The organism is Paraburkholderia sp. (assembly GCF_028283785.1).
Lineage (GTDB): Bacteria > Pseudomonadota > Gammaproteobacteria > Burkholderiales > Burkholderiaceae > Paraburkholderia.
Window position 1 is genome coordinate 469,073 of sequence record NZ_JAPWKB010000012.1, and the last position, 16,918, is coordinate 485,990.

General features: G+C 63.3%; 18 protein-coding genes. 6 read left to right on the plus strand and 12 right to left on the minus strand.

Features of this window, described 5'->3' with window-relative positions:
* Positions 1 to 37 precede the first annotated feature (37 nt).
* Together PW947_RS13850 and PW947_RS13855 are read right to left on the minus strand one after the other, a co-directional pair.
* Entirely contained in the window at positions 38 to 1,861 is a 1,824-nt protein-coding gene (locus PW947_RS13850; protein ID WP_299632889.1) for an EAL domain-containing protein, read from the minus strand.
* Between the two features lie 314 nt (positions 1,862 to 2,175).
* Positions 2,176 to 3,204, minus strand: a complete 1,029-nt coding sequence (locus tag PW947_RS13855; RefSeq protein WP_299632890.1) for a bile acid:sodium symporter family protein — start codon at positions 3,202 to 3,204, stop codon at positions 2,176 to 2,178.
* 481 nt (positions 3,205 to 3,685) lie between these two features.
* Between PW947_RS13855 and PW947_RS13860 the strand changes: the two genes are divergently transcribed.
* A complete protein-coding gene (locus PW947_RS13860; RefSeq protein WP_299632891.1) occupies positions 3,686 to 4,219 on the plus strand; it encodes a hypothetical protein in 534 nt (177 codons plus the stop codon).
* A 326-nt stretch (positions 4,220 to 4,545) separates the two neighbouring features.
* On the opposite strand, the gene PW947_RS13865 is transcribed toward PW947_RS13860, so the two are convergent.
* On the minus strand, positions 4,546 to 4,812 hold the full coding sequence (locus tag PW947_RS13865; protein ID WP_299632892.1) for a hypothetical protein: 267 nt from the start codon (positions 4,810 to 4,812) through the stop codon (positions 4,546 to 4,548).
* 121 nt (positions 4,813 to 4,933) lie between these two features.
* Here PW947_RS13865 and PW947_RS13870 point away from each other — a divergent pair, with 121 nt between their 5' ends.
* Entirely contained in the window at positions 4,934 to 6,019 is a 1,086-nt protein-coding gene (locus tag PW947_RS13870) for a porin (RefSeq protein WP_299632893.1), read from the plus strand.
* A 185-nt stretch (positions 6,020 to 6,204) separates the two neighbouring features.
* Positions 6,205 to 7,167: a LysR family transcriptional regulator gene (locus PW947_RS13875; RefSeq protein WP_299632894.1), complete on the plus strand. Its 963-nt coding sequence runs from the start codon at positions 6,205 to 6,207 to the stop codon at positions 7,165 to 7,167.
* Between the two features lie 263 nt (positions 7,168 to 7,430).
* Here the strand turns inward: PW947_RS13875 and PW947_RS13880 are convergent, their stop codons facing one another.
* Positions 7,431 to 8,390, minus strand: a complete 960-nt coding sequence (locus PW947_RS13880; RefSeq protein ID WP_299632895.1) for a nitronate monooxygenase family protein — start codon at positions 8,388 to 8,390, stop codon at positions 7,431 to 7,433.
* A 326-nt stretch (positions 8,391 to 8,716) separates the two neighbouring features.
* Here PW947_RS13880 and PW947_RS13885 point away from each other — a divergent pair, with 326 nt between their 5' ends.
* Entirely contained in the window at positions 8,717 to 9,607 is an 891-nt protein-coding gene (locus PW947_RS13885) for an alpha/beta hydrolase (RefSeq protein ID WP_299632896.1), read from the plus strand.
* Positions 9,608 to 9,645: 38 nt separating this feature from the next.
* On the opposite strand, the gene PW947_RS13890 is transcribed toward PW947_RS13885, so the two are convergent.
* A complete protein-coding gene (locus PW947_RS13890) occupies positions 9,646 to 10,122 on the minus strand; it encodes an Lrp/AsnC family transcriptional regulator (RefSeq protein WP_299632897.1) in 477 nt (158 codons plus the stop codon).
* Between the two features lie 127 nt (positions 10,123 to 10,249).
* Between PW947_RS13890 and PW947_RS13895 the strand changes: the two genes are divergently transcribed.
* The gene (locus PW947_RS13895; RefSeq protein ID WP_299632898.1) at positions 10,250 to 11,149 is read left to right on the plus strand and encodes a DMT family transporter; all 900 of its coding nucleotides are present in this window, start codon (positions 10,250 to 10,252) and stop codon (positions 11,147 to 11,149) included.
* Between the two features lie 205 nt (positions 11,150 to 11,354).
* On the opposite strand, the gene PW947_RS13900 is transcribed toward PW947_RS13895, so the two are convergent.
* The 7 genes from PW947_RS13900 to PW947_RS13930 all read right to left on the minus strand — a co-directional run bounded on the left by PW947_RS13900 (position 11,355) and on the right by PW947_RS13930 (position 16,028).
* Positions 11,355 to 12,278 (minus strand): MBL fold metallo-hydrolase, encoded by a 924-nt coding sequence (locus PW947_RS13900; RefSeq protein ID WP_299632899.1) that lies wholly within the window; start codon positions 12,276 to 12,278, stop codon positions 11,355 to 11,357.
* On the minus strand, positions 12,275 to 12,730 hold the full coding sequence (locus PW947_RS13905; protein ID WP_299632900.1) for a MaoC family dehydratase: 456 nt from the start codon (positions 12,728 to 12,730) through the stop codon (positions 12,275 to 12,277). Before PW947_RS13905 ends, PW947_RS13900 begins: the two co-directional genes overlap by 4 nt.
* Positions 12,727 to 13,056, minus strand: coding sequence for a DUF1289 domain-containing protein (locus PW947_RS13910; RefSeq protein ID WP_299632901.1), 330 nt, complete (start codon positions 13,054 to 13,056; stop codon positions 12,727 to 12,729). Before PW947_RS13910 ends, PW947_RS13905 begins: the two co-directional genes overlap by 4 nt.
* A complete protein-coding gene (locus PW947_RS13915) occupies positions 13,053 to 13,574 on the minus strand; it encodes a YbaK/EbsC family protein (protein WP_299632902.1) in 522 nt (173 codons plus the stop codon). Before PW947_RS13915 ends, PW947_RS13910 begins: the two co-directional genes overlap by 4 nt.
* Positions 13,575 to 13,641: 67 nt before the next feature.
* Entirely contained in the window at positions 13,642 to 14,565 is a 924-nt protein-coding gene (locus PW947_RS13920; protein WP_299632903.1) for a hydroxymethylglutaryl-CoA lyase, read from the minus strand.
* Between the two features lie 40 nt (positions 14,566 to 14,605).
* Positions 14,606 to 15,547 (minus strand): glyoxylate/hydroxypyruvate reductase A, encoded by a 942-nt coding sequence (locus tag PW947_RS13925; protein WP_299632904.1) that lies wholly within the window; start codon positions 15,545 to 15,547, stop codon positions 14,606 to 14,608.
* Positions 15,548 to 15,575: 28 nt separating this feature from the next.
* Complete coding sequence (locus PW947_RS13930) at positions 15,576 to 16,028, minus strand: VOC family protein (protein ID WP_299632905.1); 453 nt, start codon at positions 16,026 to 16,028, stop codon at positions 15,576 to 15,578.
* Between the two features lie 232 nt (positions 16,029 to 16,260).
* Between PW947_RS13930 and PW947_RS13935 the strand changes: the two genes are divergently transcribed.
* The gene (locus tag PW947_RS13935; protein WP_299632906.1) at positions 16,261 to 16,866 is read left to right on the plus strand and encodes an alpha/beta hydrolase; all 606 of its coding nucleotides are present in this window, start codon (positions 16,261 to 16,263) and stop codon (positions 16,864 to 16,866) included.
* Positions 16,867 to 16,918: the final 52 nt, after the last annotated feature.

Sequence of the window (16,918 nt, forward strand, 5' to 3'; positions counted from 1 at the left end):
CCGTGGTCAGGTCGCGCCGCTTCGGGGCGCGTCGTGCTCACGTGTGGGCGAGGTGCGATGCGTCGGTGTGGCCGCGCAGCAAGCGGTCGCTCTCGTCCACGTCGATCAGCGCGAAGCCGGACGCTTCCTGCTTCGCGCGACGCTTCGCAATCGCCGCCACCGACGCAATCTCCTCGCTGGTGTGGGTCGGCGGGCCGCCGTCGGGTTGCACGCGCACGCAGCCGATCGCCATCGTCACGAAACCGAAAAAGGTCGGATTGCCGCGCCGGTCTTCACCGTGGATACCGCCCGCGAGCCGGTCCTCCGGCGCGTAAAAACGTTGTGCGCCTTCGTTGAACAGGTGAATGGCGCGTTGCACGCGTTCGAGCCAGTCGTCGCTCTGGAACAGGATCAGGAAATCGTCGCCGCCCACATGGCCGAGGAAGTCGCGGGTCGGATCGCACACGTCGGCGAGCACGGCAGCCGCGAACTTCAGCACTTCGTCGCCTTGCCAGTAACCGTATTGATCGTTGAACGGCTTGAAGTGGTTCAGGTCCACGTAGCTCGCGTAGAACACGGCGTCGTGACCGAGCAGCCGCGTGATGTGCGAGCTGATCGGAATATTGCCGGGCAGGAAGGTCAGCGGATTCGCATAGCGCGCGGCTTCGATCCGGACTTCGGTGACGGCGCGCACCAGGCTCTCGCCGGTGCCGAGGCCCGCGTACTTGCCTTCGTCGGTGATGACGAAGCCGTCGGCGAGATAGCGCTGGTCGTCGCTGGCGAGCAGCTTCGCCATCTGTTCGACCGTCATCGATTTTTCGATCACGACCGGCGACGCGTTCGCAAATTGCAGGCACGGCCGCTTGCCGAACAGTTCGCGGTGATACGGCAGCGCGTAGCGGTCCATGAAGCTGCGCCGGTTGATCAACGCGACCGGCGCATCGCGTTCCACCACGGCGACCGCGTGCAGATCGGGCAGCCGGTTGAAGAGGGCGAGCACATCGTTATTGGTGGCCTGGCGCGGCAGCGCGGGCGCGTGGACCAGCATTTTCGCGGATGCCATGCCGCCCGAAGGCGATGCGCCGACTGTGCGCGTGGCTTCCGGAAACACGGCGATATGGCCGGCGCGCAGCGCTTCGCGTGCGTCGTCGGTGACCTGACGCAGCGGTTGCGCGTGCGGTCGTCCGAAGAAATACCCTTGACCGCAGCCGATCCCCATATCGCGCACGACGATCAGATCCACTTCGTTTTCGATCCCTTCCGCGACCAGTTGCGCGCCGCTGGCATTTGCGAAATGCTGCATCGCGCGCACGGCCTCGAACTTCAGCGGGTCGCTGGCGATGTCGTGGATAAAGAAGCGGTCGATCTTCACGACGTCCGGCTGCAGGCGCACCCACAGATTCATGCTGGCGTTCGCGGTGCCGTAATCGTCGAGCGCGAACATCGCGCCGGCTGCGCGCAGCGCCGCGATCACCGGCAAAAAGCTGGCGATGTCGGCGATCGCGCTTTGCTCGGTCAACTCGACCACGAGGCGGCCCGGCTCGAACGCGCGGTTGCGCAACAGCGCGAGCGTGTCGTCCGACGCGTCGGCGATCTGGCGCATCGCGCCTGCGCTGAAGTTGAGGAACAGCTTGCCGTCGTAACCCATCCGCGCGAACGCGTCGATGCAGACTTTCGCGGCCGCGCGTTCCAGCTCGATCGACGCGCCTTCGGCGTTGGCCTGCGCGAACAGCGCGAGCGGCGATTCGAGCGGCGTGCCCGCCGGTCCACGGATCAGGCCTTCATAACCGAGAATCGCGCCGTCGTCGAAGTTCACGATTGGCTGGAACACTGCGGACAATTCGCTCCGCGCGATCAGGTCGGCGATGCGAGGTGCAGTCAATCGAACAGGCGTGATAAAGGGCATAGCGTTGGGCCGTAGCGGTGGACCTACGGTTTATCGGCTATCCGGGCTTCGCGTTAAGTGAATTTTTAATGAATCGTTGCACTGAAATGGTGCTAATCGGCGTGCTGTGCGACGCGCCTTATGACTTCCGGCCGAGGCGACACCGTCGGCGTTTCCGCGTGAAATAACAAAAAAGCCGCCGGGCTGAACCGGCGGCTTTCATGGGTCACGTTTAACGGAGGCGTTTTATGCGTGTGTCGTATGAATCGGGGTGTCGGCGCATCGGCGGGGTGAGCGCCGCGTGCGCGCTGTCAGTGACGCGCGGGAGCGGGCGTGCTGCGTTCGCGCGAGGCGGCGCGGGTCTCCGCGCTCATGTCGCGCGCGCCCCAGCGTTGGGCCAGCGCCGCGCAGACCATCAACTGGATCTGATGGAACAACATCAGCGGCAACACCACCGCGCCGACCGTTTGCGACGCGAAGATCACCTTCGCCATCGGCACGCCGGCCGCGAGACTCTTCTTCGAGCCGCAGAAAATGATGGTGATCTGATCCGCGCGGCTGAAGCCGAGCCGCTTGCTGACGAAGATCGTCAGACCGAGCGCCAGCGCCAGCAGCACGATATTGATCACCACCAGCCCGCCCAGTGCGGCGAGCGGAATGTGATGCCACAGGCCTTCGTTGACGGCTTCGCTGAACGCGCCGTACACCACGAACAGGATCGAGCCTTGATCGACGTACTTCAGCACCGCGCGATTGCGCTCGATCCATTTGCCGATCAGCGGCCGCAGCAACTGGCCGGCCACGAACGGCACCAGCAGTTGCAGCACGATATTGCCGACGGTGTGCCACGCGGAACCGCCGCTGCCGGCCGCCTGGCTCGTCACGACGACGCTCACCAGCGCGGGCGTGATGAAGATGCCGAGCAGGCTCGACGCCGACGCGCTACAGACGGCGGCGGGCACGTTGCCCTTGGCGATCGACGTAAACGCGATGGACGATTGAACCGTGGAAGGCAGCGTGCAGAGGAAGAGGATGCCGGTGTAGAGCGCGGGCGTGACCAGTGGCGACAGGAGCGGCTTGAGCGCAAGCCCAAGCAGCGGAAACAGCGCGAACGTGCTGAGCAGGACGACGATATGCAGACGCCAGTGCGTCGCGCCCGCCACGATCGCTTCGCGTGACAGCTTGGCGCCGTGCAGGAAGAACAGCAGTCCGACCGCGAAATTGGTCAGCCAGTTGAACCCGACCGCCGCTTGCCCATGAACCGGGACGAGACTGGCGAAGATCACGGTGCCGACGAGGCAGAACGTGAAGTTGTCGGGAAGGTATTTAGGGCGGGCCATTTCAGAAGTCTCGTTACACGGAACCATGCACAGCATGCAGTAAGCGCGCCAGCTTGGGGTCGGCACTGCAAAGGGAACGGCTATTGTCCCCAGGAAGCGATTGAAAATGCAAATTCATTTACCGAATTGATTCATGCAATCAACGCATTAAGCGTGCTCCGCGCGGCGTCGTCGTTGCATTGTTTAAAACGCAGTTTGCGAATATTTATCAGCGTCGCAGGCGCATCCAAAGGGCGTTTAAAAAGAACGCAAAAAGCGGAAAAAGCCCGAAGTAACATAGTGTTACAAGCACATTGTAGGGCTAACACTTTTTGGCTCGACACCCTTTCGAGGCGCCCATAAATTACTGCCAAAGGCCGTTGGGACGCCATCGCCGCGATTGGTTTCGCGACGTACCGGCATTCCAGCACAAGCTTCGCCGAGCTCGAACGGCAAGCTTCAGGCGCGACTTCGGGCGGGTGATCGAACGGTGGAAGCAGGGTTGGCGAAAACGAGGCTCTGGATGCTCGGTGCGGTGATGACCGCACTGTGTTCGCTCGTCTACGCTCATGGTGTGCCATCGTTTGTCGCACATGCACAACAATCCGGCTTTTTCCGCATCGGCGGCGACGCGCACCAGCCGCGCTTCGAATCGCATCGGGTGGACGGCGTCGGGCGAAACGGCGGCGCGACCGTTCAAACGACGCGTGCGAACGGAATCGGTCACGGCGAGCGCAATGCTCGCGTGAATGGCGGCGGCGGAAACGGAAACGGAAAGGCAAACGGTGCAGGTGGCCCCGACCGGCAGGTGCGCGGCGATTATCCGTATCCGGGCATGTATAGCGTGGGTATCAAGCAGGTCAGCGCCGAGACGCGCAGCGTGCCGCGTCCGCCGGAAAATCCGAATATGGTCCGCGCCGGCTCGATCCGCGCCGACGTCGCGCGCTATAACGAAGAACGCTCGGTGCCGCGCAACCTCGCGCGTCCGCCTGGCGATATGTCCCGGCCGCCGGAGCCGTCGCCCTATCGCAACTAGGTTTGCCGTCTGTCTCCCCGCTGCTTCATCGAGTGCGTTGATTTCATTTACGGCGTCGAAGCCTCCGCGCATTTGACGACGCTTGCGCGTTCGCTCAAGCCGTTCGCGATTCCCCCTTCCCCTGCTGCTATTCATCGGCGCTACCCGGATTAATCGCGGTAGCGCCATTCAGCCTGCGTTTTTTCGTCGTGATTACCGGTTCAATTCGCGGTTTTTCAATGCGTCGCGCATTCCCGACATGCTGAATCCGGTATTCGACGCAATTCGGCCGCACTTGATCGTCACTAATGTGATGTATGCGCGCCACACATTTTTGAAAAGACTCGTCAGACAAGGGCTCGCCGTCGTCCAATTTTGGGCATGCTTCCGCGCCGCGTCATCCAGTGGCGGTTTTCACCGTTGTTCGAGGCGACCGTGCCCGGCAATGCGGCCCTGAGCGGCGCAGTACGTGATTTGCTGCGTTGCGGCAGGCCGACTCGGACGTGGCGGCGGGAAGCACGGGAGGCGATCGAGCGGTCGCGGTTATCAGGTTGATCGCCGATGAAACTAATCAGACAGATATACCGGCAATAACCGCAGATATTTTTGTCCATAAAAATGGTCCGCAAAGATGGTCTCCGCCCAGAGATTGGCTCGCCGATCGAAGCAACACAAAAACGAATCGCGGGCCCCCCGCCGCACAGCCATACCCCTTTGACAAAGACTGGAGAACCCATGAAAACAAGCATCAGCCGTGCGCTGAAGACCACCCTCAAAGCAAGCGTGATCGCCGGCCTGATGGCAGGCGCATCGGCAGCATTCGCGCAATCGAGCGTACAGCTGTACGGTCAGGTCGACGAATGGATCGGCGCGCAAAAGCTGCCGGGCGGCCATACGGCGACGGTCGTGTCGGGCGGCGGTATGTCCACGTCCTACTGGGGTTTGAAGGGCTCGGAAGATCTTGGCGGCGGCTACAAGGCGATCTTCGCGCTGGAAGGGTTCTTCCTCGCGCAGAACGGTCAGTACGGCCGCTTCACCGGCGACACGATGTTCTCGCGGAACGCGTATGTCGGTATGGAGTCGCCGTACGGTACGGTCACGGCCGGCCGTCTGACGACCGAACTGTTCGTGTCGACGATTCTGTTCAACCCGTTCTCGGATTCGTACGAGTTCTCGCCGATGATCTGGCAAACGTACCTGGGCTTCGGTACGTTCCCGTCGTACAGCACGGACCAGGGCGTGACCGGCGACTCCGGCTGGAGCAACGCGATCCAGTACTCGTCGCCGAACTTCAACGGCCTGAGCGCGAGCGGCATGTACGCGCTCGGCAACACGACGCAAAACGGCGCGAAGAAGTGGTCCGGCCAGGTGCTGTACTTCCACGGCCCGTTCGCGGCGACGGCGGTGTATCAGTACGTGAACTTCAACAACACGCCGAGCGACCTGAGCAGCCTCGCGCTGTCGGGCATGCCGGGTCTGAAGAGCCAGAGCGTCGCGCAAGTGGGCGTGTCGTACGATCTGAAGTACGTGAAGATGTTCGCGCAGTACATGTACACGTACAACAACCAGGACATCACCAGCTGGCACGTGAACACGGGACAAGGCGGCGTGACGGTGCCGGTCGGCCCGGGTTCGGTGATGGCGTCGTACGCGTACTCGCGTGACGGCGGCGGCTACAACCAGACCCGTTCGACCGCGGCAGTCGGCTACGACTACCCGCTGTCGAAGCGCACGGACGTCTACGCCGCGTACATGTACGACCACATCAGCAACCAGTCGAGCGGCAACACGTACGGCGTCGGTTTGCGCGCGAAGTTCTAAGCGCACCGCGCCTGGCGCTCGATGCGCCTTGTACAGAAAGCGCCCGCGGCAACGCGGGCGCTTTTTTATTGGGCGCCCGATGGGCGAGCGCGCGGGTCCATGCACGCCGGATGCGTCGTTTGCACCCGTCCTGTTGATAAAAGCCGCAAAATAGCGCTCATTGATTCTTGGTGAGCGCGAACGGTATGGACACCCTCGTCAGCATGAAAGTGTTTCGTCACGTCGTCGAAGCGGGCAGCTTCGTCGGCGCGGCGGACCGGATGGAAATGTCGGCGGCAATGGCGAGCAAGCATGTGATGCATCTCGAACAGCAACTCGGCGCGCGTCTGTTGAACCGGACCACACGTCGGGTCGCCCCGACTGAAGCCGGTCGGGAATACTACGAGCGCGTCAGTCAGGTGCTGTCGGAGCTTGAAGAAGCAGGGCAGGCGGTCGGTGCGGCGAGCATCGTGCCGCAAGGTCGGTTGCGGGTGTCGTCGTTGTCGGCGTTCGGGCTGAGTCACGTGATGAGCGCCGTCGCCGATTACGCCGCGCAATATCCGCAAGTCACCGTCGAAATGACGCTGTCGGACCGGCTGGTGGATCTGATCGACGAAGGTTTCGACGTGGCGATCCGCGCGTCGCCGTCGGGGCTGAAGTCGTCGTCGCTGATTGCGCGGCAGATTGCGACCGCGCATCTGGTGTTGTGCGCGTCGCCGGATTATCTGCATCGGCGCGGCACGCCGAAAACGCTCGCCGATCTCGCCCGTCACAATTTTCTGCAATACGCGGGCGTCGGACCGCCCGAACTCGCGCCGTCAGCCGCCAATGCCGGTAACGCGGACGGCGCGACTGCCGCGCCGCGCGTGAAGCTGTCGGGCAATCTGATCGTGAATCATCTGGAGGCGCAACGCGTGCTGGTGTTGCAGGGCGCGGGAATCGCGCAACTCGGCACCGAGGTGATCGGCGCGGATCTGGCCGAAGGGCGCGTCGTGCCGATCATGCTCGACGAAGTGCCGCCGCGCGAGCTACCTATTCATCTGGTTTACGCGAGCCGCCGTCATTTGTCCGCGAAAGTGCGGTCGTTCGTTGATTTTCTGGCGCTGCGGTTCAGCAGCGAGACCTTGTGGCCGTCGCTGAAGCAGATCGAGGCGATGGCGGTGCGGTGACATGCGCGTAATGCACGCATCGTGTGCACGTGAAGCAGTGGCCGGGCGAAAGGCGCGTGCACATGGATTGGGGAAGCTCGGCAAACCCGCGTATACGTGAGACAGCGCAATTGCCGGATCCCGTGTGCACGTGGCTCTGCCGCTTTACGCCAACCCGCGTGCACACGACTTCGTTCACCACCGCCAACCCGTGTGCACGTGGAACCAACTAGCGCTCCAGCAGCATGTGCACACAAGAAATCCCGTAGCGCGAACCGGGTGTATCAGCGCCCGATTCCCAGACGCGCCTTCGCCGCGTCGTATTCGCCCTTCAGACGCTCGACCAGTTCGGCCACGCTCGGCACGTCGTCCATCAGGCCGACGCCCTGGCCCGCGCCCCAGATATCTTTCCACGCCTTCGCCTTGTCGCCGCCGAAGTTCATCGCGGTCTTGTCGGATTCGGGCAGCGCGTCCGGATCGAGCCCGGCATTCAGGATGCTCTCGCGGATGTAGTTGCCGTGCACGCCAGTGAACAGGTTCGTGTAGATGATGTCGGCCGCGCTCGAATTGACGATCGAGGTCTTGTAGCTGTCCACCGCGTGCGCTTCTTTCGTCGCGATAAAGCGCGTGCCCATGTACGCGAGGTCAGCGCCCATGGCTTGCGCGGCGAGGATCGAGCCGCCGTTGGCGATCGCGCCGGACAGCACGATCGGGCCGTCGAACATCTTCCGCACTTCGCCGACCAGCGCGAACGGCGAAATCGTGCCCGCGTGGCCGCCCGCGCCCGCCGCAACCAGGATCAGCCCGTCCACGCCCGCTTCCAGCGCCTTCTGCGCGTGGCGGAGATTGATCACGTCGTGCAATACGATGCCGCCGTAGCTGTGCACCGCATCGACGATCTCGCGGGCAGGCGCGCGCAGGCTCGTGATGAAGATCGGCACCTTGTGTTCGACGCACACGCGGACGTCGTGTTCGAGTCGCGCATTCGACTGATGGACGATCTGGTTGACGGCGATCGGCCCGATGATCGCATCCGGATTCGTCGCCTTGTGCTCGGCCAGCGACGTCTGAATCTGCGTCAGCCATTCGTCGAGCAATTCGGCCGGGCGCGCGTTGAGCGCCGGAAACGACCCGACGATCCCGGCCTTGCACTGCGCGAGCACGAGCTCCGGATAGCTGACGATGAACATCGGCGATGAGATGACGGGAAGCGCGAGGTGCTGCAGGACGGCGGGCAATGCCATGATGCGTGTCTCCTGATCGGGCCGGCCGGACGGTTCTGGGCGCCCGGCAAAGTGTGGAAGGCGTGCGTGAAATCAGTGAAGCGAGTGTACCGGCACGCGCCAGGCGGCGCGCGGCCGCGTCTCGCATCCATCGTGACGGACGATGCCGAGTTAAAGCACGGTCGTTCGATTATAGGCGAAGCATGAAACGATCGGCGGCACGCTCGGTGCTAAGGGTTCGAATGAGTGTTCAGTTTCTACGGTTGCGTGGTCCAACTCACGCGTGCGGACTGCGCGCCCTTCTACAATGCGGTGACTGAGCAGACAACGAGACGAGAGAAGCCGACATGCCATTCGAGGACTTCACACCCTTTCACGTCGTCGCGGGCGACGTCGATATTTTCGGGGTCAAGGGCGGGGCGGGGCCGCCGCTTCTGCTGCTGCACGGTCATCCGCAGACGCATCTGATCTGGCAGCGATGCGCGACCGAACTCGCCGCGCATTTCACCGTGATCGCCACCGACCTGCGCGGCTATGGCGCATCCGGCAAACCGCTCAGCGACGAACATCACACGCCGTATTCGAAACGTGCGATGGCCGCCGATCAGGTCGCGGTGATGCGCGAACTCGGCTACGAGCGGTTTCTCGTCTGCGCGCACGATCGCGGCGCGCGGGTCGCGCACCGGATGGCGCTCGACCATCCGGACGCCGTCGAACGTCTGATGCTGCTCGACATCGCGCCGACGCTGGCGATGTACGACGCCACCGACCGCGATTTCGCCACCCGCTACTTCCACTGGTTCTTCCTGATCCAGCCCGAGCCGTTGCCCGAAACCTTGATCGAAGCGAATCCCGACGCGTATATCGCCGGAGTGATGGGCAGCCGGTACGCCGGCCTCGCGCCGTTCGCGCCGGAATCGCTAGCGGCGTACCGCAATGCGCTGAGTCAGCCGGGCGCGGTGCATGCGATGTGCGAGGACTATCGCGCGTCGGCGTCAATCGATCTGGAGCACGATCGCGAGGATGTCGAACGCGGTCATAAGATCGGTTGTCCGGTGCGCGTGCTGTGGGGCGAGCACGGCACCATCGAAGCGTGTTTCGATCCGCTCGCGTTGTGGAAAGAGGTCGCGCGCGACGTCAGCGGGCGCAGCGTGCCGTGCGGCCATTACATCCCGGAAGAAGCACCGGCCGAACTCGTCGCCGAAATGCTGTCGTTCTTCGAAGCCGTCGAGCTTTGAACCCATGACGCTCGACGCCGTGAGCCCACGGCGTCGCGTCAGTCCAACGGCGGCAACCTGCGCGCAACCGGCGTCGATTTGACGATGGCCGTGCTGGTTTCCGCGCGCTCGGTCACTTTCGACAAAATTTCGTCGAGCTGTTCGATCGAATGCAGATAGAGCCGGCAGATAAAGCAATCGTCGCCCGTCACCTTGTCGCATTCGACGAACTGCGGAATCCGCCGGATCACTTCCTCCACCAGATGCAACTGCCCCGGCAGCGGCTTCACGCGCACGATGGCCTGAAGCGTATAGCCCAGCGCGCGCGGATCGATCGCGACGGTAAAGCGCTCGATCACGCGTTGCGCTTCGAGCCGGCGCAAGCGTTCCGCCGTGCTCGGCGCGGACAACCCCACCCGTTTCGCCAGTTCACTGACCGGCTGGCGCGCGTCGTCGGCGAGCGCGGCGATCAGCGCACGGTCGGTGTCATCGAGCGCGACCACGGCAGGCGGCGTGACAGGACTTAAGCGTTTCATCGTATCGACCTTCGTTTGGCAGGCGATTTTACGCTATCACCTTGGTTTCGCCATGTATCGGACGACGCGATTTAAATACACTTGAGGTTTGAAAAGCAGCGAAAGACTCGCGAGTGGAGATCGAAACATGGCTACATCGGAAGTGCGGCGCGGCGCGGCGGAAATGACGGCGGCGATGCTGATGTCGGGGACGATCGGATGGCTGGTCGTCTCGTCGCAGCAATCGTCGGAGAACGTGGTGTTTCTGCGTTGTGTGTTCGGCGGCGGCACGCTCGCGCTGGTCTGCGCGGCGCTCGGTCTGTTCCGGCGCGCGCTGTTTTCGTGGCGAATGATCGGACTGGCGACGCTCGGCGGCGCGGCGATCGTCGCGAACTGGGTGCTGCTGTTCGCGTCGTATTCGCGCGCGTCGATTTCGATGGCGACCGCCGTGTACAACACGCAGCCGTTCATGCTGGTCGCGCTCGGCGCGATCGTGTTTCGCGAGCGGATCACCGCGTCGATCGTCGCGTGGTTGGTGGTCGCATTCGTCGGACTGGTGTTTGTCGTGAAGGTCGAGCCTGCGGTGCTCGCGGTGCCGGGGCAATATCTGCAAGGCGTCGCGCTGGCGGTCGGCGCGGCCGCGATGTACGCGGTGTCGTCGATCATCACCAAGCATCTGAAGGGCACACCGCCGCATTTGCTGGCGCTGCTTCAGGTCGGGCTCGGCGTGGTGTTGCTCGCACCGTTCGTGCACTGGAATGCGTTGCCGGATTCGCCTGCGCATTGGGCGGAAGTCGTGACGCTCGGCGTGGTGAATACCGGCGTGATGTATGTGCTGCTGTATGGCGCAATCCAGAAGCTGCCCACCGCAATGACCGGCGCGTTGTCGTTCATCTATCCGGTGGTGGCGATCATCGTGGACCGGGTCGCATTCGGGCAGAAGCTCGCGTGGATTCAGGTGCTCGGCGCGATGCTGATTCTGCTCGCGGCGGCAGGCGTGAATCTGGGTTGGCGTGTCGTGCCGGGCAAGCGCTTACGATCCGTTTAAACGTCGTAATAATGATGAATGCGGCGTTGAAAGCCGACGTCAAACTTCTGTAGGGAAATCACCGATGCTTGCCGGCGTTCGCGTGCGTATGATCGTTTGTGACGAATGATCACGTCATCAGTTGTTCCGCCGCTCGCCCTTCAAAAGGTGAGCGGTTTTCTTTTGTGCGACCGATTCCCGCGATGCGTCGATGTTCGTATGCGATTTATTCCGCGCGAGCGGACAGCGTGACGCCGTCGAACGTCAGCGCACCCTTGCTTCCCGATAATCCTTCCAGCGTCTCGCGCAACAACGCGACCCATACGCCGCGCGGCGCCAGCATGCTGGCGGCGGCGCGCATCGCTTGTGCGCTGTCGACCAGTTCGAGCAACGCGTCGAACGACATCGTCCGGACGTCGAGCAGCTTGAACACGATCAACACCTTCAGCGCGTTTCTCGCATTGCGCGTCGGATCGGCGCGCAGCCACGCGAGCCGTGAATTCGCGCGTTCGAGCGCGGCGTCGATGTCGTCGAACGGCGCACCGTGACCCGGGATCACGACGCGCACATCGCGGCTGGCAATCGTGTCGAGCACCGCCTGCTGTTCCGCGAAACCGCTGTCGCCGTCCAGTTCCGGAAAGATCACGCCGAAGCCGTTTTGCCATAGTGCGTCTGCGCTGATCAGCACGCGTTCTTCCGCGCAATACAGCATCAGCGAATGCGGATCGTGACCGGGCGCGCCGATCGCTTCCCAATCCAGCGCGCCGAGTCGCAGATGCATGCCGGGCCTGAGCGTCCCGGTAAAGTCGAAGCGGGCGCACTGCTGACCGGTTGCGCGAAACGACAGACGCGTTTCGTCCCACCCGCCGACGGCATCGGCTTCCGAATCCGGAATCAGCGTGCCGCACGACGGCCACGCGGATTGCAGCTGCGCATTGCCGCCGCAATGGTCCGAATGAAGATGCGTGTTGACGATCAGATCGAGCGAGCGCTCACCGAGCGCGCTTTCAACCAGCGCGACGGTTTGCGCGGCGTGGGTCGCGTAACCCGTATCCACCAGCGCGGCGCACGCCTCGTCGATCAGCAATACGTTATTCGACGACAACCAGCCGCGTTCGAACACCTGGATCGACGCGGGCAAGTCGATCATTCGACGTTCACCAGCTTGCCGCCCTTCGGCATCACCAGCACCGTGGCGGAACCGAGCACGACCGTTTGTCCGCGCTGGTTCATGATGCTGCCGTCGAGTTGCACCAGATCGCCATTCAGACTCGGCTTCCAGTACGCCTCGCGGATATGCCAGGTCATCGTCAGCGTGTCGCCGGAATGCGCGGCCTTCTTCAGCTTCATGTCGAATTCGAGGCCGAGCGGTTGCGCGAACTGCGAAAAATGCGACGCGAGCAGCGCCATGAAATGCGCGGTCGGTTGCGTGCCGGATGCGATCAGTCCGCCGAACCGGCTTTGCGCCGCGTAGTCGTCGTCGTGATGCAGCGGGTTATCGTCTTTGACGAACGACGCGAAAGTCTTGATCGACTCCGACGTGAGCGCGAGTGTTGCACCGAAGTTTTCGCCAATCGTGACGATGCGGGGTGCGGCGTTCATGGTGTTATGCGATCCGTTTCAGCTTGAGGTTGTGTTTCGGGTTGTGCTTCGGGTTGTACGCCGGGTGCTGCCGCGCCCGCCGTGACCTGCTTCGCCGTCATGTCGGCGGCGACGCTCGCGTGACGCGCTTCGAGTGCGCCCCACAGCGCCAGCTTGGTCGCGTCGTCGTATTTCGACCAGCCGCGAATCTCGTCGATGGTGCGCAGACAGCCGCCGCACCAGCCTTTCGCGCGATCCATCTTGCAGATGTTGATGCACGGCGACGGCACCGTCGTGACGTTGCCGGCCGCGCCCGATTCCGTGCCGGCCGTTGCCTGGACGCTCATACGGACTCGCGCAATGCGACATCGACAACCGGCGCGCCGGTCAGCGACGCAAGTTCTTGCGGCGTCAGATTGAACACGGCGTGCGGATGACCGGCTGCGGCCCACAGGCTGTCGAGTTCGAACAGATCGGCGTCGATCAGCGTGACGGGACGCGTCGCGTGACCGATCGGGCAGACGCCGCCGATCGCATAGCCGGTCATTTCGCGGACGAACTTCGCGTCCGCACGACCGATCTCACCGACGTGCGCCGCGACTTTGGTTTCATCGACGCGATTCGCGCCGCTCGCGACGACCAGAATCGGCGCGTCGTCCTTGCGGCGACGGAACAGGATCGACTTGGCGATCTGCGCGACCGCGCAGCCGAGTCCGGCCGCGGCTTCGGCCGACGTCTTGCCGGTTTCCGGCAGCATCACTACGTTGCCCGCGTGGCCGCGTTCGCGCAGCAGCAACGCGACGCGACGCGCCGAATCGGGCAATGCGTCGAGATCGGTGGGAGAGGGAGAAACGTGGTCCGTCATGTATGGGCTGATCCGTAGCGGGTTAGGGGTGCAAGTGAGTCGGTCGATGCGGTTCGCGAGCGCAGCATCATGCGCAGGCCGCATCATTGCGCGTTTTCGCGAACAGCGCTTTCCCGGCGCGCGACACGTTCGGCTTGCCCGTCGCGTTCGAAATGAAATCGCCGATCGCGACGACTTCCGCGAGGTCGATGCCGGTTTCGATATCGAGGCCGTGCATCAGGTACAGCACGTCTTCGGTCGCGACATTGCCTGTTGCGCCTTTCGCATACGGACAACCGCCGAGTCCCGCCACCGACGCATGAAAAATCTCGATGCCTTCGAGCAGCGCTGCATAAATGTTGGCCAGCGCTTGCCCGTACGTGTCGTGAAAATGACCGGACAGATGCTCGCGCGGAAACACATCGCTGACTGCCTGAAAGATTTCGCGCGTGCGCTTCGGCGTGCCGACGCCGATCGTATCGGCAATATCGATATCATCGCAGCCGAGCGCCGAGAAGCGCTGCACGACGTCGATCACCGATTCGATCGGCACGTCGCCCTGATACGGGCAACCGAGCGCGCACGACACGCTGCCGCGAATGCGCAGGCCCGCGTCTTTGGCCGCTTTCACGACCGGCGCGAATCGCTCGATGCTTTCCGCGATGCTGCAATTGATGTTCTTCTGCGAGAACGCTTCGCTGGCCGCACCGAAGATCACGATTTCGTCGGCTTTGGCCGCGAGCGCGCCTTCGAAGCCGCGCATGTTCGGCGTCAACACCGAGTAGATCGTGCCCGGCCGTCGCTCGATGCCCGCCATCACGTCGGCGCCGTCGGCCATCTGCGGCACCCATTTCGGCGACACGAACGACGCGGCCTCGACGTTGCGGATACCCGCTGCGGCGAGCCGGTTCACGAGGTCGATCTTGATCGCGGTCGGCACGAAATTCTTTTCGTTTTGCAAACCGTCGCGCGGACCGACTTCGACAATCTTGACTGCTTTGGGAATGGCCATATTCGTCTCCTGCCGCGTTGGCGCGGCGACTTCGCCTCGCTCAATAACCGCGTGTCGGATCGACGACACCGCTGAGCGGCTCGCCTCGCGACAACGCGTCGATCTTGCGCGCGATCTGTTGAACGGCTTGCGCACGCAGGGTTCGCGCCGAACTGTGCGGCGTGACCGTGATGTGCGGGTGTTGCCAGAACGGATGCGTTGCGGGCAGCGGCTCCTGATGGAATACATCGAGTGTCGCGGCGGCCAGCTGACCGCTCGCCAGCGCATCGAGCAGATCCTGTTCGACCAGATGCGCACCGCGCGCGACGTTGATCAGATACGCGCCGTTCGCGAGCGCCGAGAAGGTCTGCGCATTCAGCACGCCGCGCGTGTCGGGCGTATGCGGCAACAGGTTCACCAGCACCTTGACGCCGTCGAGGAACGCGTTGAATTGCGCTTCGCCATGGAACGTCTCGATGCCTTCGATCTCGCGTGCGCTGCGGCTGAAACCGCGCACCGGCATGCCGAACTGCGCCAGCGCTTTCGCGACCTGCGCGCCGAGCACGCCCATGCCGAGCACACCGACGGTGAACGTCGCGCTCGGCCACGCATCGACGACTTGCCAGCGGCTTTCTGTCTGCTGCGCGTCATATCGATCGAAACGACGCATATAGCGCAGTACCGCATACGTCACGTATTCGATCATCTGCGCGCCCATGCCGCTGTCTTCGAGGCGCACCAGTTGCGCGTGGCGCGGTAGCGTGCCCGGATGCGCGCGTTCCAGCGCGAGGATCGCATCGACGCCCGCACCGAGATTGAACACCGCGCGCAGATCGTCGCGACCGGCGAATACGTCCGGCACCGGTTGCCAGACGATCGCGATATCGGCGTGCGCGGTGTCGCCCGGATGCCACTCGCGGAATTGCGCGTCGGGCAGTGCGTTCGACAGATCGCGCAGGTAATCGGCGGCGTCGTCTTGCGGTGAGTAAAAGAGGATTTTCATCGGCGCTTCGGATGGAGGGGCAAACGGCTCACTTCGCGAACAACTGGCCGATATCGCCGAAAGCCTTGAACTCCAGCGCGTTGCCGCACGGGTCGAGGAAGAACATGGTGGCCTGTTCGCCCACTTCGCCCTTGAAGCGGATATGCGGCTCGATGATGAAATCCGTGTCGGCCGCTTTCAGCCTGTCGGCGAGCGTGTGCCAGTCGTCCATCGTCAGCACGACGCCGAAGTGACGCACCGGCACCGCGTCGCCGTCCACCGCATTGGTTTTCGCGCGACCGGTTTCTTCCGGCGCCAGATGCGCGACCAGTTGATGACCGAAGAAATCGAAATCGACCCATTCCGGCGAGCTTCGGCCTTCCGGGCAACCGAGCAGGCCGCCGTAGAAGCGACGCGCGTTGTCGAGGCTCGTGACCGGAAACGCCAGATGGAACGGCTGGATCGTTCGGGACGGGGTCTGATTGGGCGACGCGTGCTGCATAGGGCCTCCTCATTGTCGGGATGGCCTTCATTTTACGTTTTCGACGTGGATTGCGCGCGACGGGTCATAAATCGGCGCATGTCGGCGGTGGCAGGGCGGATTGGGCGAGTTCGGGCGGCTCGCGTGCACACGCGTCCGCGTCGCGAGGATATGCAAAGCATAAAAACTTGGTTCGATTCTTCAGAATGGCGCATGAGAATGGGTTTCCCCGGAATCCGTCAGCGAGAATCCCATGTTCACTTGCAGCAATTCGGTGTGGCCGCCGCGGCTCGTGACCGTGCCCGGTCTGCACGGCAGCGAAGGCGCGCATTGGCAGACGTGGCTCGAACGGCAGTTCGCGCGGTCGCTGCGCGTCGAGCAGGCCGATTGGGATGCCCCCGATCTCGCCGTGTGGTCGCAAGCCGTGCGCGATCTGCTCGATCGCGAGCGTGGGCCGTTCGTGCTGGCCGCGCATAGTTTCGGATGTCTCGCGGCCGCGCACGCGTTGCAGAACGGCGCGTATGCGTCGGACGTGGTCGGCGTGCTGTTCGTCGCGCCGGCGAGCCCGCAGAAGTTCGCGTTCGCGGGCGCGTTCGAAGCGAAGCGCGTCGGCGTACCGTCGATCCTGGTCGGCAGCGAAACGGATCCGTGGATGTCCGCCGATGGCGCGCGCGATCTCGCGCAACGACTGGGCAGCGCGTTCGTCAATTACGGCGACGCCGGACATATCAACACGGCGGCGGGTTACGGACCGTGGCCGCGCGCGCGGCACTTCGTCGATACGCTGATTCATTGCGCAGCGCCGCTGCGGTTTCACGATGACGCCACGCTCGACGCGGTCGCGCACGTGACGGCCTGATCGCCGCTGATGTCGATGGGGCGACGATGGCGTCACGCTTTCATATCGAAAG

What these genes read in the sequence shown, in the direction of transcription:
- PW947_RS13900 (WP_299632899.1), bottom strand. Translation starts at nt 12,278, where the DNA reads ATGATCGACTTGCCCGCGTCGATCCAGGTGTTCGAACGCGGCTGGTTG.
- PW947_RS13910 (WP_299632901.1), bottom strand. Translation starts at nt 13,056, where the DNA reads ATGAGCGTCCAGGCAACGGCCGGCACGGAATCGGGCGCGGCCGGCAAC.
- PW947_RS13875 (WP_299632894.1), top strand. Translation starts at nt 6,205, where the DNA reads ATGGACACCCTCGTCAGCATGAAAGTGTTTCGTCACGTCGTCGAAGCG.
- PW947_RS13855 (WP_299632890.1), bottom strand. Translation starts at nt 3,204, where the DNA reads ATGGCCCGCCCTAAATACCTTCCCGACAACTTCACGTTCTGCCTCGTC.
- PW947_RS13930 (WP_299632905.1), bottom strand. Translation starts at nt 16,028, where the DNA reads ATGCAGCACGCGTCGCCCAATCAGACCCCGTCCCGAACGATCCAGCCG.
- PW947_RS13890 (WP_299632897.1), bottom strand. Translation starts at nt 10,122, where the DNA reads ATGAAACGCTTAAGTCCTGTCACGCCGCCTGCCGTGGTCGCGCTCGAT.
- PW947_RS13885 (WP_299632896.1), top strand. Translation starts at nt 8,717, where the DNA reads ATGCCATTCGAGGACTTCACACCCTTTCACGTCGTCGCGGGCGACGTC.
- PW947_RS13895 (WP_299632898.1), top strand. Translation starts at nt 10,250, where the DNA reads ATGGCTACATCGGAAGTGCGGCGCGGCGCGGCGGAAATGACGGCGGCG.
- PW947_RS13905 (WP_299632900.1), bottom strand. Translation starts at nt 12,730, where the DNA reads ATGAACGCCGCACCCCGCATCGTCACGATTGGCGAAAACTTCGGTGCA.
- PW947_RS13880 (WP_299632895.1), bottom strand. Translation starts at nt 8,390, where the DNA reads ATGGCATTGCCCGCCGTCCTGCAGCACCTCGCGCTTCCCGTCATCTCA.
- PW947_RS13920 (WP_299632903.1), bottom strand. Translation starts at nt 14,565, where the DNA reads ATGGCCATTCCCAAAGCAGTCAAGATTGTCGAAGTCGGTCCGCGCGAC.
- PW947_RS13925 (WP_299632904.1), bottom strand. Translation starts at nt 15,547, where the DNA reads ATGAAAATCCTCTTTTACTCACCGCAAGACGACGCCGCCGATTACCTG.
- PW947_RS13915 (WP_299632902.1), bottom strand. Translation starts at nt 13,574, where the DNA reads ATGACGGACCACGTTTCTCCCTCTCCCACCGATCTCGACGCATTGCCC.
- PW947_RS13870 (WP_299632893.1), top strand. Translation starts at nt 4,934, where the DNA reads ATGAAAACAAGCATCAGCCGTGCGCTGAAGACCACCCTCAAAGCAAGC.
- PW947_RS13865 (WP_299632892.1), bottom strand. Translation starts at nt 4,812, where the DNA reads ATGGACAAAAATATCTGCGGTTATTGCCGGTATATCTGTCTGATTAGT.
- PW947_RS13935 (WP_299632906.1), top strand. Translation starts at nt 16,261, where the DNA reads ATGTTCACTTGCAGCAATTCGGTGTGGCCGCCGCGGCTCGTGACCGTG.